The sequence below is a fragment of the Streptomyces africanus genome, assembly GCF_030816955.1.
Classification (GTDB): domain Bacteria; phylum Actinomycetota; class Actinomycetes; order Streptomycetales; family Streptomycetaceae; genus Streptomyces; species Streptomyces africanus.
Genome location: NZ_JAUSYP010000001.1, coordinates 192,592 through 208,129 on the forward strand (window position 1 = coordinate 192,592; position 15,538 = coordinate 208,129).

The 15,538-nt window shown below is 70.6% G+C and carries 11 protein-coding genes and 3 pseudogenes; 3 read left to right on the forward strand and 11 right to left on the reverse strand.

The window, feature by feature from the left end:
- Positions 1-98: 98 nt before the first annotated feature.
- Together QF034_RS01190 and QF034_RS01195 are read right to left on the reverse strand one after the other, a co-directional pair.
- Positions 99-791, reverse strand: a complete 693-nt coding sequence (locus tag QF034_RS01190) for a hypothetical protein (protein WP_307173108.1) — start codon at positions 789-791, stop codon at positions 99-101.
- Between the two features lie 261 nt (positions 792-1,052).
- Positions 1,053-1,381, reverse strand: a pseudogene (locus tag QF034_RS01195) (transposase); the annotation flags it as partial.
- Positions 1,382-1,839: 458 nt separating this feature from the next.
- Here QF034_RS01195 and QF034_RS01200 point away from each other — a divergent pair.
- Together QF034_RS01200 and QF034_RS01205 are read left to right on the forward strand one after the other, a co-directional pair.
- A complete protein-coding gene (locus QF034_RS01200; RefSeq protein ID WP_307179768.1) occupies positions 1,840-3,243 on the forward strand; it encodes an MFS transporter in 1,404 nt (467 codons plus the stop codon).
- Complete coding sequence (locus QF034_RS01205; protein ID WP_307173109.1) at positions 3,240-4,463, forward strand: FAD-dependent monooxygenase; 1,224 nt, start codon at positions 3,240-3,242, stop codon at positions 4,461-4,463. The genes QF034_RS01200 and QF034_RS01205 overlap by 4 nt, the downstream gene beginning before the upstream one ends.
- Before the next feature lie 86 nt (positions 4,464-4,549).
- On the opposite strand, the gene QF034_RS01210 is transcribed toward QF034_RS01205, so the two are convergent.
- The 9 genes and pseudogenes from QF034_RS01210 to QF034_RS01250 form a co-directional block, all read right to left on the reverse strand.
- Entirely contained in the window at positions 4,550-5,242 is a 693-nt protein-coding gene (locus QF034_RS01210; protein ID WP_307173110.1) for a response regulator transcription factor, read from the reverse strand.
- Positions 5,239-6,567, reverse strand: coding sequence for a sensor histidine kinase (locus QF034_RS01215; RefSeq protein ID WP_307173111.1), 1,329 nt, complete (start codon positions 6,565-6,567; stop codon positions 5,239-5,241). The genes QF034_RS01210 and QF034_RS01215 overlap by 4 nt, the downstream gene beginning before the upstream one ends.
- A 7-nt stretch (positions 6,568-6,574) precedes the next feature.
- Positions 6,575-6,873, reverse strand: a pseudogene (locus QF034_RS41720) (MMPL family transporter); the annotation flags it as partial.
- 194 nt (positions 6,874-7,067) lie between these two features.
- A pseudogene (locus QF034_RS41725) lies at positions 7,068-7,310 on the reverse strand (MMPL family transporter); the annotation flags it as partial.
- A 181-nt stretch (positions 7,311-7,491) separates the two neighbouring features.
- On the reverse strand, positions 7,492-8,433 hold the full coding sequence (locus QF034_RS01230) for an SDR family NAD(P)-dependent oxidoreductase (protein ID WP_307173113.1): 942 nt from the start codon (positions 8,431-8,433) through the stop codon (positions 7,492-7,494).
- Between the two features lie 174 nt (positions 8,434-8,607).
- A complete protein-coding gene (locus QF034_RS01235) occupies positions 8,608-9,507 on the reverse strand; it encodes a carbohydrate ABC transporter permease (protein ID WP_307173114.1) in 900 nt (299 codons plus the stop codon).
- Positions 9,504-10,670, reverse strand: a complete 1,167-nt coding sequence (locus QF034_RS01240; protein ID WP_307173115.1) for a carbohydrate ABC transporter permease — start codon at positions 10,668-10,670, stop codon at positions 9,504-9,506. Before QF034_RS01240 ends, QF034_RS01235 begins: the two co-directional genes overlap by 4 nt.
- An 18-nt stretch (positions 10,671-10,688) precedes the next feature.
- A complete protein-coding gene (locus QF034_RS01245) occupies positions 10,689-11,933 on the reverse strand; it encodes a sugar ABC transporter substrate-binding protein (RefSeq protein WP_307173116.1) in 1,245 nt (414 codons plus the stop codon).
- Between the two features lie 148 nt (positions 11,934-12,081).
- Positions 12,082-13,146 carry a LacI family DNA-binding transcriptional regulator gene (locus QF034_RS01250; RefSeq protein ID WP_307173117.1) on the reverse strand — a complete coding sequence of 355 codons (1,065 nt, stop codon included), beginning with the start codon at positions 13,144-13,146 and terminating at the stop codon, positions 12,082-12,084.
- Positions 13,147-13,267: 121 nt separating this feature from the next.
- Here QF034_RS01250 and QF034_RS01255 point away from each other — a divergent pair, with 121 nt between their 5' ends.
- On the forward strand, positions 13,268-15,388 hold the full coding sequence (locus tag QF034_RS01255; RefSeq protein ID WP_307173118.1) for an amylo-alpha-1,6-glucosidase: 2,121 nt from the start codon (positions 13,268-13,270) through the stop codon (positions 15,386-15,388).
- Positions 15,389-15,538: the final 150 nt, after the last annotated feature.

Below are 15,538 nucleotides of genomic sequence, written 5' to 3' on the forward strand. Positions count from 1 at the left end.
AGGCGGCGCAGCTCGCCGACCTTCAGCAACCGGGCTGGCATGATCCCAAGCCCGATCCGTCGTGCCGCCCACCGCCGTGTCCAGGGGGTGTCTCCCGCCTACCTCTCCCCCCGACTCACCCGTGCCCAGCCCCACGTGCCTGTCACGACGATCAGCGCTGCCAGGCCGCCGATCACCCCTTTGTACGCGCCGGGGTCCAGGTCCACTTCCGTGTCCTCGCCCTCCAACGGACCGGCTGCGCCCTTGGGGTCGTACAGCACGCGCAGCGTGTCGCCTGGCTCAACCGTGTCCGGGTCGCAGCCGTCCGTCATCCGAGGTGAGATCTCCCGGCCGTCGCGGGTGCGGAGCGTGCACTTGTCGGTATTGCCGTTGTCGACGTCGACCACGACGGCCTCGGTCCACCGGCCCCTCTTCTCCAGCCCCCGCTCTTCGCCGGCCTCTCGGGTGACGACCGCCAGCACGATCGCGGCAGGGAGCACAACGGTGATCGCCACGATGGCCGGTTTCGGCGGCTTCCTGTGCGTGACGTGGCGGAGCAGGACGCCGGGCACCAGGATGAGCGCCAGGGGTATCGCCAGCGCGGAGGTGGCGAAGGCCGGGCCGCGCAGGAAGGCCGGCAGGGGTATCACCGGCGCGAACCACATCAGGGCCACCGAGGCCGCTACGCACGCGCTGTTGAACAGAAACCAGTGGATCGGGCCCGTACGGCGTCGAGGAGGAACGTTCTCGGCCGGCTGGGCCGTTCGGTCGGCTCCTGCCGCCGGCCCGCGTAGGTCCCTGTCCGTTGCCATGCGCTCTTTCTCCGTCTACGTCGGCCTGTTGACAGACGAGCGTACGGGGCGCGGATTCCGGACTGACCGGCGAGGTCTCGTCGGGTTGCTACCGCACGGGCGCCCCCGTGCAGTTCGCCGGCATCCGCCACCAGAGGCGGATCAGCTCCAGCTACGCGAGGTCCTGGGCCACTGGCTGTACGGCACCGGGCGGCCCGTGAAGGCATCCAGGACAATGCGCTCGGCGACCGGCCGGTCCAGCTTCACCGGCACCTTCTCGCCGCGCAGTTCACCGGAGGAATACGCGCGGTCGGCCAGAACGGCCAGGGGCCGGGTCCGACGCTGCCCGGTCCCCTGGTCCCCTGCGGGGCACGCGGATGCGGGACATCACCGTCTCGAAGGCGGGTGCATCACCTGCCTGGCCCGCGGTTACGGTGAAGGCGAGAGGCCGTGCGTGGCCGTCTGCGGCCAGGTGGACCTTTGTGCTCAGCCCGCCGCGGGAGCGTCCGTGCGCGTGACCGGCGGGCTCGCCCGAGTAGGCCGCTCCTCTTGAGCGCTCCGGCAGCGTGCTGGTGAGCCCGGACGACCGTGGAATCCACCGACACCGTCCAGTCGATGTCGTACGGGCCGAACTCCTCGGCCAGGTCCCGGCACCCATCCCGCCCGCGGACGGGATCCGCCGGCATCAACGGCTTGATCCGATCCCACATCGCACCGGTGATCACTAATCGGGCCCGGCCCGAGTCGGCTTGTAGTGCGTAGGCACCAGGACAGGTGAGTGGCTGGTCCGGGTGCACCAGGTCAGGACGGCTGCGCGGGACGATGCCCGCCAGGGCGCCGGAGGGGACTGTGGGAGGCGCGCGGGATCTCGCGCATTCCTCTTCTCTCGTGGTGTCTGGAGTGATCAGCAGGTGGCGAATTTTCCTTATCGGATCGGACGGTGGGCCTTCCGGCGGCGCCGGCCGGTGAGTGGTCTGTGGCTGGGTGCCCTGATGCTGGCCGTCCTGGCCATGTCCGGCACCGACTCGCAGAAGGTGTTCGAACTGCTGGAGGAGCGCCGGTGAAAGGGATGTCCTTATCCGAAGCCGTGGTCTCCCCGGTCCGCATCGGGTGGCTGTCGATCGGTGCGCTCGGCATCTTGGCACTCGCCCTCGGCACCCTGCAGTCAGTGGTGGAGCCCGCGCTCCCGCTGCTCCAACGTGAGCTGGGAGTCAGCCCTGCCGAAGGGGCTTTGATCGGCAACGCACTCCTCATCACCGGCGCGGTCATCACACCCGTCGCGGGCAAACTCGGCGACCGCTACGGCGGAAAGCGGGTGCTGGTCCGGCTGATGGCCGTGGTCTCGGTGGGTGGACTGACGGCCGGTCTGGCACCGAACCTGCCGGTGTTGTTGCTCGGACAGGTGTTGCAGGGCGTCATGGTGGGTGCGCTGCCCCTCTCGTTCATCCTGGTGCGCAAACACCTCACGGCGGGACAGTCGCAAGCGGCCATCGGGCTGGTCGTCGCGCTGTTCACGGGCGGCGGCATGGTGGGCATGCTGTTTGCCGGGCCGATCGCGGAAGGCCTGTCCTGGCGGTGGATGTTCGCCCTACCGACGATCGCGATCGTCGCGACGACGTTGGTCGTGGCTCGGCTGATGCCGCATGATCCGCCGATCCCGTCGGGCAGCGGGATCGACTGGCCTGGCACGGTTCTGCTGAGTGGCACGTTGCTCGCGTTCATGCTCGGGCTCGTGACGGTGACGAGGGACGGCGGCGTGCCGTCGCTCGTTGTCTGTGCCATCGCGGTGGTGGTGGCCGCACTCGCGACCGGGTGGGTCGTCGTCGAGCGCCGGGCACCCTCGCCGATGGTCGATCTGCGCATGCTGGCGAAGCCCGCGATGTGGAACGCGTGTGTGCTCACCTTCGTCATCACCGCCAGTTCCGGGATGGTGCTCTTTCTCCTCCCGCAGCTGTTGGCGGTGTCGGGCGACGGGTACGGCTTCGGAGCCGGCACCACCGACATCGGACTGTTCCTGCTGCCCGGCGCCATCGCCGGGGCGGTGAGCGATTCGGTCGGCGGGATCGCGGCGCGGCGTTTCGGTCCGCGTGCCGTGGTCATCGTGGGCACGGTCGTCACGGCGTCCACGATGATCGCCCTGGCGTCGCTGCACACCGCGGAATGGCAGCTCGTCCTCGCGAAGGTGCTGACCGCGTTCGCCGCGGGCGTCGGTACCACGGCGTTGCTCGCCGGCACCGCCACCGCCATCGAGACCAAGGACATCGGCATCGCCACCAGCCTGCTCGTCGTCACTCGCGTGGTCGGCGTCGCCCTGGGCGCCCAGGTCGCCGGCGCGATCCTCGACGCCGGGGCCGAGCCGATGACGGGCCGACCGACTGAATCGGCTTTCGTCACAGGGTTCGCCGTGGCCGGCCTCGTCGCCGCGTTGTCCCTGCTCGTTGTCCGTATCACGAAGAAAGGAGTCCAGGCATGACACCGACCGGTCTGTCGACGGGCGTGAGTACTACCGCGAAGCGCACAGTTCTGGTCTCGGGGGCCAGTATCGCCGGGCCCGCGTTGGCGTACTGGCTGCACCGGTCCGGATGCGCGGTCACCGTGGTGGAGAAGGCAGGCGCACTGCGCGACGGTGGTTACCCGATCGACGTCCGCGGTACCGCGGTAGAGGTGGTCCGGCGGATGGGGATACTGCCGCAATTGCAGGACGCGCACATCGACTCGCGGCGCTGCACTTTCCTCGACCCCGATGGCAGTGAAGTGGCCTCGCTCAGCCCACGTGCCGTTGCGGGCGGGGTCGAGGGACAGGACCTCGAGGTGCGGCGTGGGGATCTGGCCGCGATCCTCTACGCGTTGGTCCGTGACGACGTGGAATTCCTGTTCGGCGACTCCATCGACACTCTCGACCAGTCCGGACAAGGGGTCGACGTCACCTTCCACAGTGGGCAACAGCGCACGTTCGACCTGGTGGTCGGCGCCGACGGTATGCACTCACGTACCCGGGAGACCCTGTTCGGCCCCGAGGAACAGTTCCACCGCTACCTCGGGTACTGCTTCGCCATATTCACCATGCCGAACAGCTTCGGGCTCTCCCACGAGGTCATGGTGTGGAACACCCCGGGGAAAGCCGCGGCCCTCTACGCCGTCGGGGACAGCGACGAGCTGCACGCCTTCCTGACCTTCCACCAACCGCAACCGCCGTTCGATGCCCTCCGCGACCCCGACGCCCAGCGGGACCTGGTCGCCTCGGTCTTCGCAGGCGCGGGCTGGGAGGTCCCTGCCATGGTCAACACCATGCGCGACGCCGATGACCTGTTCTTCGACACGGCCGGTCAGATCCGCATGCCCCACTGGTCCAGCGGCCGCGTCGCGCTCGTCGGCGACGCCGCGTACGCACCCTCTTTCCTCACCGGACAAGGCTCGAGCCTTGCACTGGTCGGTGCCTACATGCTCGCCAACGGGATAGCCACGAACCGGGACCACAGCTCGGCCTTCGCCGCCTACGAACGCGACACGCGCGAGTTCGTGGCCATGAATCAGGCACTGGTCGACAACGGTGCGGCCACGCTGTTCCCCACCACGGCGCGGGCCCTGGAGCAACGCAACACCATGCTGCGTGACCTCGTCACCCTGCCCTCCGCGACAGCACGACCGGCCCACTCAGCTCTCAGGCTGCCCGAATTCGCCCCGCTGCGATGACCTAGTACTCCCGCGGACTTCTCCCTTACGCGGAGGGGGCGGGACGGTCGTGGCGGACCGTCCCGCGAGGGGCTCCCGGTATCGGACTACGGCAGGCGGTCGGTGCCGCCGTCGGGGATGGCGTGGGCCAGGCCCGTCCGGTAGGCGATGACCACGAGTTGCGCCCGGTCGCGGGCCTCCAGTTTCGTCATGGCGCGCTGTACGTGGGCGCGGACGGTGAAGGGGCTGAGGTACATCCGCTCGGCGATCTCCTGGTTGGACAGGCCGGTCGCGACCAGGGCCACCATCTCGCGTTCGCGCGGGGTGAGGACGGCGAGCTGTTCGGAGTGGTGCGGCGTGGCGTTGTCCGGTGTGGCCAGGAACCGGGCGACCAGGGAGCGGGTCGCTGCGGGGGACAGAAGAGTGTCGCCGTCGGCGATCGTACGCACGGCGTCCGCCAGGTCCTCGGCCCCGATGCCCTTGCCGATGAAGCCGCCGGCCCCCGCGCGCAGCGCCTGGGCGACGTACTCGTCGGTCTCGTACGTGGTGAGGATCAGGATGCGGCTGGCGCGCAGTTCGGGGTCCGCGCAGATCTCCGACGTGGCGGTGAGACCGTCCATCTCGGGCATACGGATGTCCATGACCACCACGTCCGGGCGCAGTTGGCGGGTGAGTCTCACCGCCTCCCGGCCGTCGCCGGCCTCGCCGACCACGGTGATGTCGTCGGCGCTGTCGAGAAGCATGCGGAAGGCGCCGCGCAGCAGGGCCTGGTCGTCGGCGAGGAGAACCCTGAGCGTCACGGCGTTTCCTCGGCCTCTCCGTCGCCGGTCCGTCCGTCGCCTGTCGCTTTGTCGGCCATCCGTCCCCCATCGGTGGTTGTCGCTCTGTCAGCGTCGCGTGTCGCGTCCTTCACGGGCGGGAGGGGCAGCTGGGTGGAGACGAGGAAACCGCCCTCCGGGCGCCTGCCCGCGGAGAGGTGTCCCCCGACCGCCGTGGCACGTTCACGCATCCCGATCAGACCGTAGCCGGGCGGCCGGTCAGGCATCGTGGACGCGCTCGGTCCCGTGGACGCGCTCGGCGTCGTACGGGTGCCTCCTCCGTCGTCGGCGACGGTGATGGTCACGCGGTCGCGGGTCCAGGCGAGGCGGACCCGGGCGCTCTGGGTGCCGGCGTGCTTGGTCACGTTGGTCAGGGCCTCCTGGACGATGCGGTAGGCGGTGAGGTCCACTCCCGGCGGCAGCGGCCTGGCCGGGCCCTCCTGGTGCACCGACACCTCAAGGCCCGCGCGGCGGAAGGACTCCACAAGCGTGGGAAGCCGGGACAGCCCGGGTGCCGGTTCGGCGGGCGTGGCCGTGTCCCCGGACTGACGCAGCAGACCGACCGTGGCCCGCAGGTCGTCGAGCGCGTCGGCGGTGGTCTCGACGAGTTCCTTCAGGCTCTTGCGGGTCTGCTCCGGGCGGGCGTCGAAGAGGTGGGCGGCGACCGTGGCCTGCGCGTTGGCCAGGGTGATCTGATGGGCCACCAGGTCGTGCAACTCCCGGGCGATGCGGACCCGTTCCTCGGCCACCCTCCGGCGCGCCTCGCTGTCCCGGCTCTCCTCGGCCCGCCGGGCCCGTTCCTCCACGGCCGCCAGGTAGGCCCGTCGGTTGCGCACCGAGTGACCGAGTACGCCGGCCACCAGCGGGAACACCGCCACCACTCCCATCCGGCTCGCGTCCTTCCATGAGAAGTCCTCGAACAGAGGGATGGAGGTGGCCAGCGCCACCGAAGCGAGCAACACCGCGCTCGCCGCGCGCCGTTCGGTGCGCGCGGCGAGTGAGTAGGAGTAGGCGCCGATCACGGCGGGGGCCACGATGAGCGGGGTGAGCAGGAGGCCCAGGGGCGGCACCAGCACGCCGACCGCGGTCGTGGCCGCCAGGGCGGCCAGGGGTGCCCGGTGTCGCACCGGCAGCACGGCACAGGACACCACGGCGATGACGTACGCGGCAGCGGGCGGCGCCGACAGCGTGTCGTCGACCTGCATCACGCCGCCGAGCAGACAGAACGCGAACGCCGTCGCCGTGATCGCCGCCTCCCGCCACCACGCGCCGCGTGGTCGCGGACCACCGCCACCCGGTTTCGTCATGGCCGGCTCAGTCCCGGCCGACGGGGAGCCGCCGCACAGTTGCGTCCGGCGCGGTCGCGGAGGCAGGGACACGCCTGCTCAGTGCCTCACCCTCGATATCGACATTCGGCAGCACACGGTTCAGGATACGAGGCAGCCACCAGGCCCGGTGGCCGAGCAGTGCCAGGACCGCGGGTGCGATCGCCATCCGGACCAGAAGGCGTCGAAGGCGACGGCGGCGGCCAGACCGACGCCCATCGTCTGGATGGTCGGGCTGCTCATCCCGATGAATCCGGCGAACACGCTGATCATGATCGGGGTCGAAGCCTTCCGACAGCAGGTCGTAGGCAGACCGAGTACGGAGATCAACAGCGCGACCCCCAGTCCTACCAGCGCGATGAAGACGGTCGCGCCGGCGAAGCCGACGGCGGGCCCGGCCGTGCCGACCGCCCGGCCGGCGGCCTCCTCCGCTCGTCCTCGAGAGCGCTCTTCGTCGGATCGGTCAGGTCGACGGCGTCCGCGGTGTAGGTGATCGTGGAGTAGGCGATGGTGCCGTCCTCGCTGACGGCGCCGGTCTCATGGGGGTCGGTGGTCGACGCGACCTGATCGCTCCCGTCCAGCGGGCCGAGTGTGTCCTCGATGGCCGCCATGTTCTGTCCGGCCATCACCCGCTGCCCGTCCGGGGCAGCGAACGCCAAGCGGGCCTCGGCGCCCTGGGAGTTGGCCTGGGGGAAGCGCTCGTCCAGCAGGTCGAGCGCCTGCTGTGACTCGGCGCCGGAAAAGTCGCCACCTGCTGATCACTCCAGACACCACGAGAGAAGAGGGATGCGCGAGATCCCGCGCGCCTCCCACACTTCCCTCCGGCGCCCTGGCGGGCATCGTCCCCGCAGCCGTCCTGGCCTGGTGCACCCGGACCAGCCACTCACCTGTCCTGGTGCCTGCGCACTACAAGCCGAGGTCGACGCGGGTCAGGTCACGGCTTGCGTCCCACACCCGCGTCGCGACGGAGGTGTCGGCGAGGTGGTTCCACACCGGTTCACGTCGGGGCTTGCCGCGCAGGCTGAAGGCGCGTGGTCCCCACAACTGCCCCCCGCGCACCGTCGGGTCGAGCACCGCTCGGACCGCGGGCCATGCGCCGGCGTGCTTGCCCTGGACGAGGAGGGCCGCTGGTGCCCCGCGCAGCCGCGCACCGGCGGTCCGTACATGGACCGGCGGTCGTGACGGGGTCAGGGAGTCCAGCGCCCCGCCGGGATGGACCACCACGCTTGCCACCGTGCTGCCGACGGCGCGCAAGCGGCGGTCGAGTTCGAGGCCGAAGTGCATCTGCGCCAGCTTGGAGCGTCCGTAGGTGCGCTTGGGCCGGTAGTCGTTCCGGGACTGCAGGTCGTCGAGGTCGAGCCGTTCCGACTTCGCCGCGAAGCTGCCCATGGTCACGATGCGGGCCGCCGGTGCGGCCGACAACAGCGACATCAGCCAGTGGGTCAGCGCGAAGTGCCCGAGGTGGTTCGTGCCGAACATGAGCTCGTGACCGTCCCCGGTCTCCCGGCGCGGCGGGTCGTCGAGCGCGACGCCGGCGTTGTGGACCACCGCGTCGAGGCAGTCCACGTCCAGTGCTTCCGCCGCTGTTCTGAGCGACGAGAGGTCGGCGAGGTCCAGCGGTACGGTCCGCACCCGCGCACCAGGGACACGCGAGCGGATCGAGGCCGCGGCGACGTCGGCCTTCGCGGGATTCCGGCTGCCCAGTACGACAGTGGCTCCGGTCGCGGACAGCTGCTCCGCGACGAAGTACCCGATTCCGGCGTTGCCGCCGGTGACCAGAAAGACGCTGCCATCGGCATGCGGCAGCCGGTGAACATCCCAGGGCGTGATGGATGACGTGGACGACATGACGGCGGGGGTCCCTTGCTGTGGAAGGCGGCTCAGGCTGCCCTGCGAGGCAGCTCGACGCCCACGGTTCCAGGGGCCCCCGACACATCGCCTACGGATCACCGACAGCCGCGCCGGACGGCCGGCATCCTGCCGACACGGTGCCGGCCCGTCGCAGCCACCGTTTCGGCGTGGCTATTCCTTGACGGCTCCCGCGTTGGCGCCTTGGACGAAGTACCGCTGGAAGCAGAAGAACAGCGCGGCGACGGGCAGGGTGGCCAGCAGGGCCGCGGCCAGCTTGAGGGGGTACTGGGTGCCGCCGCCCAGGCCCCCGGAGACGAGGCGGGCGAGGCCGGTGGTGAGGGTTTCGTATTGGCTGGACTGGGTGGCCACGAGGAAGTGGGTGAACTCGTTCCACGAGCCCTGGAACGACAGGATGGTCAGGGTGATGAGGGCCGGGCGGGCCATGGGCAGGACGATCGACCAGAAGATGCGGAAGACACCGGCGCCGTCGACGCGGGCGGCCTCCTCCACTTCCCGGGGGATCGACTCGAAGAACTGTTTCATGATGAAGATGCCGGCGGCGTCCACCATGAGCGGCAGGATCATGCCGGCGTAGGTGTCGAAGAGCCCGAAGGTGTTCAGCACCAGGAATCTCGGGATCAGCAGGGCTACGGGCGGCACTGCCAGCACGGCCAGGACGAAGCCGAACAGCAGGGTGCGGCCGGGAAAGCGCAGCCGGGCGAGGGCGTAGCCGGCCATCGAGTTGAACAGGACGCGTCCGGCGGTGACGACCACGGTGACGAAGGCCGAGTTGCCCAGCCAGCGCAGGAACGGCACGCCGTCGCCGTCGTGGCTGAGTCCGAACAGGCGTTGGTAGGCGGCGGTCGTGGGGGTGGTGGGAATCAGGCCGAGGGGGTGGGCCGCCGCGTCCGGGTCGGTTTTGAACCCCGTCACCAGCTGAATGACGAACGGCATGACGTACAGCAGGCCGAGCGCGGCCACGGTCGTGTAGCCGAGGATGCGCAGCGGTGGCCGAAAGCGGCCCATCACAGGGTTCGCCTGCGCCCGGGCGGCCGCAGAGTGGGTGCTCATCGGGTCCTCCGGGTACGGGGGGTGCGCTCCCGGAAGAGGAAGCGCTGGACGGCGGTCATGGTCAGGATCAGCGTGAGCAGGATGAAGGCGATGGCCGCGCCCTGGCCGAAGTCGGCGTCGTCGAAGGCGGACGAGTAGGACAGGAAGGCCGGGGTGAGGGTGGTGTTGCCGGGGGCGCCCTGGCCCATGACGTAGACCTGGTCGAAGACCTGCCAGGTGCCGATGAGGCCGAGGGTCAGGACGAGGAAGAGCACGGGCCGCAGCGCGGGCAGGATCACATGCCGCAGCATCTGGAAGCGGCTGACGCCCTCGATGGCGGCGGCCTCCTCCAGTTCGCGCGGGATGTCCTGGAGGGCGGCGAGGAAGATCAGCATGAAGGTGCCGGAGGTCGTCCACACGGCGAGCAGGATGATCGTGCACATCGCCACGGACGGTCCGGACAGCCACTCGAACCAGGACAGGCCCATGAAGGAGTGGTCGGCGAGGGCGCCTGTGGGGTGGCCGGTGTCGACGATGCCGAGGCCGCCGAGGAGGAGGGAGAGGACACCGCGGGAGTCGTTGAACCAGTTCGGGCCCCGCACTCCGATCCAGGAGAGCACGGTGTTGACGGCGCCGCTGCCTTGGAACAGGAAGAGGAAGACGGTGGAGACCGCGATGGAGCTGGTGACCGAGGGGAAGAAGAACGCGGTGCGCAGGGCGCTGCGGCCGCGCAGCATGCGCTGGTTGACGATGAGCGCCAGCGTGAGCGCCAGGATCGTCTGCAACGGCACGGTCAGCAGCACGTAGTAGAAGTTGTTGCGCAGTGAGGTGGCGAAGAGGGTGCGGTCGAGGCCGTTCCGGGTGAGCAGGGCCCGGTAGTTGTCGAGGCCGGCGAACTGTGTCTGGCCGCTGAAGGGGTTGGACTGGCCGTCCCAGTGCAGCAGGCTCACCCACAGCGCCATCAGGATCGGCAGGACCAGGAACAGGCCGAGGATGATCACCATGGGGCTGACGAACAGCCAGCCCCAGGCGCCCTCGGTGCGGCGCCCCGCTCGCGGGGCGGACTTGGCGCGGGGCGCCGCGGCCGGGGCCGCCGTCCCGCCGGGCGGGTCAGGGGCGCCCGGCGGGACGGCTGTACGGGGACCCCCGCCCGCGCGGGAAGCCGGGCGGGGGGTCGGTGACATACGCGGGGACATGGCGGTTCAGTTGCCCTTCGTGAGGGCCTGTTCGCCGTTGCTCTGCAGGCCGGCGAGGATCTTCTCGGGGTCGCCGGTGTTCAGCTGGGCGAGGTCGGTGTTGAACTGGGTGAGGACCTTGTCGAAGCCGGCGACGGTCACGGGGCCCTGCGCGTAGGCGGTGGCGTCGGCCCACGCCTTGGCGGACGGGTTCCTCTTCGCGTACTCGGCGAGGGCGCTGGTGCGGGAGGGCATCACGCCGAAGGAGTCCGCGTTCTTCAGCATCTGGGCGCTGGTGGTCAGGTACGTCACCAGGTCCACGGCCGCCGTCCGGTGGGCGCTTTCCTGGGCGACGCCCCAGCACTGGCTGAAGGCGAGCGTGCCCTTTCCGGCCGGGCCGGCGGGCAGCGGGACCACCGCGTACTTCGTGTCCGGGTAGTCGGCCTTCATGCCGCCGGTAAGCCAGTTGCCCTCGATGGTCATGGCGGCCTTGCCCTTGCCGAGGGCTTCACCGCCCCAGGTGGTGTCGACCTGGGTGGCGTACTTCAGGGAGCCCGACTTCAGCAGCGACCGCACGTAGTCGAGGGCCTTGGTGTTCTGTGGGCTGTCGGCGGTCATCTTCGTCTGGTCGCTGTTGGTGATCCAGCCGCCGGCCTCTCTCATGAAGGCACCGATGCGCGCGTACTCGCCGTTGATGACCAGTCCGGTGACGTTGCCCTTGGTCAGCTTGCCGGCGACCGTCTTCAGCTGGGCCCAGGTGGTCGGGTAGTCCTTGGCGGTCAGCCCGGCCTTCTTCCACAGGCCGGTGTTGATCGCCAGGGCGAGGGTGGAGGTGTCCTTGGGCAGGCACACCAGCTTCCCGTCGTAGGTGAAGGAGGTGCGCAGCTGGGCGGAGAAGTCGTCGGCGTCCTTGATCCGGTCGCCGTACGGGTAGAGGGAGCCGCCCTTGGCGTAGTTGGCGAACTGGCTGGAGTCGACGTAGAAGGCGTCCGGCGGCTTGTGCCCGGCGAAGGACTGGGCGAGTTGCTGGTTGATGTCCTTGGCCACGTCCACGGTCACCGTGTTGCCGGACTGCTCGGCCCAGGCGGCTGCCGCGGCCTTGACAGCCTTGGTCTCCGCGTCACCGGAGGAGGCGATCAGCACCGTGAGGTGCTGCTTGGAGCCGGTGTCCTGCGTGGTCTTCTTGTCGCTGCCGAAACTCGACGAGCAGCCGGTGGCGGCAAGGAGTGCCGCGCAGGTGACGAGGGCCGCGACGGCCGTGCGGTGGGGCATGCTTCCTCCGAGGGTTACGGGGTGGTGCGTGCGGCTCCTCCCGGGCACACGAAGCCGTGGGCCAGGGGTGTGGGGGTGGAGGAGAAGAAACGTTTCGACGTGGGGTGGGACCGACCGGACAGGGGAAGGCAGGCCGGTCGGCCGGGAGTCAGGCCCGGTCGGGCAGCGGCGCGCCGGCGCTGTCGCGCACAATCAGGGACGGCTCCAGCAGGAGCCGCTCGGGCGGGGAGTCGGGGGCGGCGATCCGGGCCAGCAGGAGTCGTACGCACTCCCGGCCGACCTCCTCCAGCGGCTGGGCGACGGAGGACAGGCCCGGCGAGAGCAGCTCCGCGGTCGGCGAGTCGTCGAAGCCGACCACGGCGACGTCACGGCCCGGGGCGAGGCCACGCTCGCGCAGCGTCTGGTAGCAGCCGAGGGCCAGCACGTCGCTCGCCGCGACGACCGCGGTCGCGCCGCCGTCGATCAGCGGTTTCGCCGCGGCACGCGCAGCCTCGATGTCGTTCACGATGCTCTGCCCGCGCCGGCCACGGGTCGGAAGTCCGTGCCGCCGCATGGCCCGCAGCCAGCCCTCGGCACGGTCGTCCCCCGCGCCGGAGCTGCCGCGCTCCCAACCGAGGAAGGCGATTCTGCGATGTCCGAGGGCCACCAGGTGCTCGACCGCCGCATCAGTGCCGCAGGCGCCGTCGACATCGACCCAGTCGCCGAGGGGCCGTCCCGACCACATCCGGCCGAACCCGATGAACGGCACGCCCCGCTTGGCCAGCCATGACTGGCGTGGGTCGCCGCGCTCGGTGCCGCTGAGCACAAAGCCGTCGACCTCGTGCTGGGCCAGCAGTTCCTCGTAGCCCTCCAGGCTCGGGCCGCCGGGCGGGGAGGCGAACAGCAGGATCCGGTACCCCGCCTCGTCGGCGGCATCCGACAGGGCGTGCAGGAAGCGGTCCATCACCGCGCCCGCGGTGCCGGGCGGGGTGGGCTGGATGCCGTAGCCGATGAGCTTGCTCGAACCGCTGCGCAGCGTCTGGGCCGCCCGGCTGGGCCGGTAGCCCATCTCGTCGATCGCGCGGCGGACCCGCTCCAGGGTCTCGGGCCGCAGCATGTCCGGCGAGTTGATCGCGTTGGACACGGTCTGCATCGAGACCCCGGCCCGGGCGGCGACCATGGCGAGGGTCACCGGGCCGCCGTTGGGCGAGGAGTTCTTACTGGAGCGGGGCATGCGGCTCTCCGACGTGCAGAGGATCTTGTGTTCTCGGTTTTAGCGTTCCAAAGCCGTTGTCATCGCTCTGAAGAGTGCTTACTGTCTTTGGAACGTTCGAATGCTGAGAGGTTGTACTTCCTTGGACACGACTGTCAACCCCCAGGACACCAACGGTTCGGTCACCACAGACCCGTCCGCGAGCGCGGGCCTGCAGCCGTTCCTGCATGACGCGGTCGTCACGCTGCACGCCCCGAGCCTCGTCATCTCGCATGCGGACGGGCAGCTCAACGGGGGTGCGGACGGCTTCTACCACGGCGACCGCCGGGCGCTGTCCCGCCTCACCGTCGCCGCCGAAGGCATCCCGTCGGCGCCGGTCGCCGGGGGCCTGCGGGGTGCGGACGGTGCGCAGTTCCGGGCCGTCCTGCGCGGCCTCGGCGAGGTCACCGCCGACCCGACCGTGGCCCTGCAGCGCCGCCGCGGCACGACGGCAGGACGGTTCGAGGAGCGGCTGGAGGTCACCAACGCGGGCAGCCGGCAGGTCCGCCTCCGCCTGACCGTGACCGCCGGGACGGACCTCGCCACCATGGACCAGGTCAAGTCGGGATGCCCTCCCGAGGAAGTGCCGCCCCGGGCTGCGGACAGCGACGCCATCGGCCTGGCCTGGGCGTGCGACGGCTTCACCGCCCGCCTGGTCAGCGAGCCGGCGCCGGACGTACTCGAAGTGCCGGCCGGACGGCTGTCGTACGACGTCGAGCTGGACCCCGGCGCCTCGTGGTCGGTGACGCTGTCCTGTACGGCCGCGTACGCCGACGGCGATCAGTTCCCGCCCCCGCCCGCGGACCGGGTGCCGTGGAGCATCCCCGGACTGCGCAGCGCGGACCGCGGCCTGGACCGCTGGCTTGAGCAGTCCCTCGCCGACCTTGACGGCCTGCGCCTGACCGACCCGCGGTCGCGGAAGGACCGGCCGGACCAGTTCCTCGCGGCGGGCGCCCCCTGGTTCCTGACGCTCTTCGGGCGCGACGCCCTGTGGGCCGCCCGCATGCTGCTTCCCCTCGGCACGGACCTCGCGGCCGGTACGCTGCGCACTCTCGCCCGCCGACAGGGTGCCGTCACCGACCCGGCCACGGAGGAGCAGCCGGGCAAGATCCTGCACGAGGTCCGTCGCGACAACCTGAAGCTCGGCGACCGGCTCTCCCTGCCCTCGGTGTACTACGGCACGGTCGACGCCACCCCCTTGTGGATCACCCTCCTCCACGACGCCTGGCGCTGGGGGCTCGACCCGGCCGAGGTCGAACTGCTCCTGCCGCACGCCGAGTCCGCGCTCGCCTGGATGCGCGACCAGGCAGCCGCCGACGGTTTCCTCAAGTACATGGACCAGACCGGCCAGGGCCTGTCCAACCAGGGCTGGAAGGACTCCGACGACTCCATCCGCCACCGCGACGGCAGCCGCGCCCATGCACCCATCGCCCTGTGCGAAGTGCAGGCGTACGCCTACGAGGCCGCGCTCGGCGGAGCCGCGCTGCTGCGGGCGTTCGGCCGCCCGGGAGCCGACGAGTGGGAGGGATGGGCCGAGCGGCTCGCCGCCCGCTTCCGCGACCGGTTCTGGGTGAGCGACGAACGTGGCCCCTACCCGGCCGTGGCCCTCGACGGCGACGGCAAGCCGGTCGACTCGGTCACCTCCGGCTTCGGCCACCTCCTCGGCACCGGACTGCTCAACGCCGAGGAGAGCGCGCTGCTCGCGGCCCGCATCGCCGCACCCGACCTCGACGCAGGCCACGGCCTGCGCACCCTGAGCAGCGACGCGGTGGGCTACAACCCCTACGGCTACCACGTCGGCTCGATCTGGCCGCACGACACGGCCATCGCCGTACACGGCCTGGTCAAGGCCGGATTCCCCGACGCCGCCGCCTCTCTGGCAGCCGGCCTGCTGACCGCGTCGACGGCCTTCGACGCGCGCCTCCCCGAACTCTTCGCCGGCCACGGCAGCCGGCAGAGCCCGCACCCCGCCCCCTATCCGGCGTCCTGCCGACCGCAGGCATGGGCCGCCACCTCGGCGCTCCTCGTGCTCCAAGCGGCCCTCGGCCTGAGCGCGGACGTCCCCGGCGGCACGGTCACGCTGGCGCCGGCCTTCGCCGCGGCGTACGCCCCGCTCACGGTGACGAGGCTCCAAGTAGGCGGAGCCCGGCTGGACGTGACGGTCACGGCGGACGGAACGGTGAACGCGACCGCTCCGGCAGATCTTGTCGTGGTGACGCCCTGATGCCGCGTCGGCACTGAGCTGAGGCGGGCTTTCCCGGAGCTTGTGCCCGGCGCAGCCCAACTGCCGGACGGGGCCGCGCTGGACGGGGTTGTGTGACCTGTACGGGTATCTCAGACTCAAGGTGTCTCAGGCTGCGCGCCTCTGTAGACG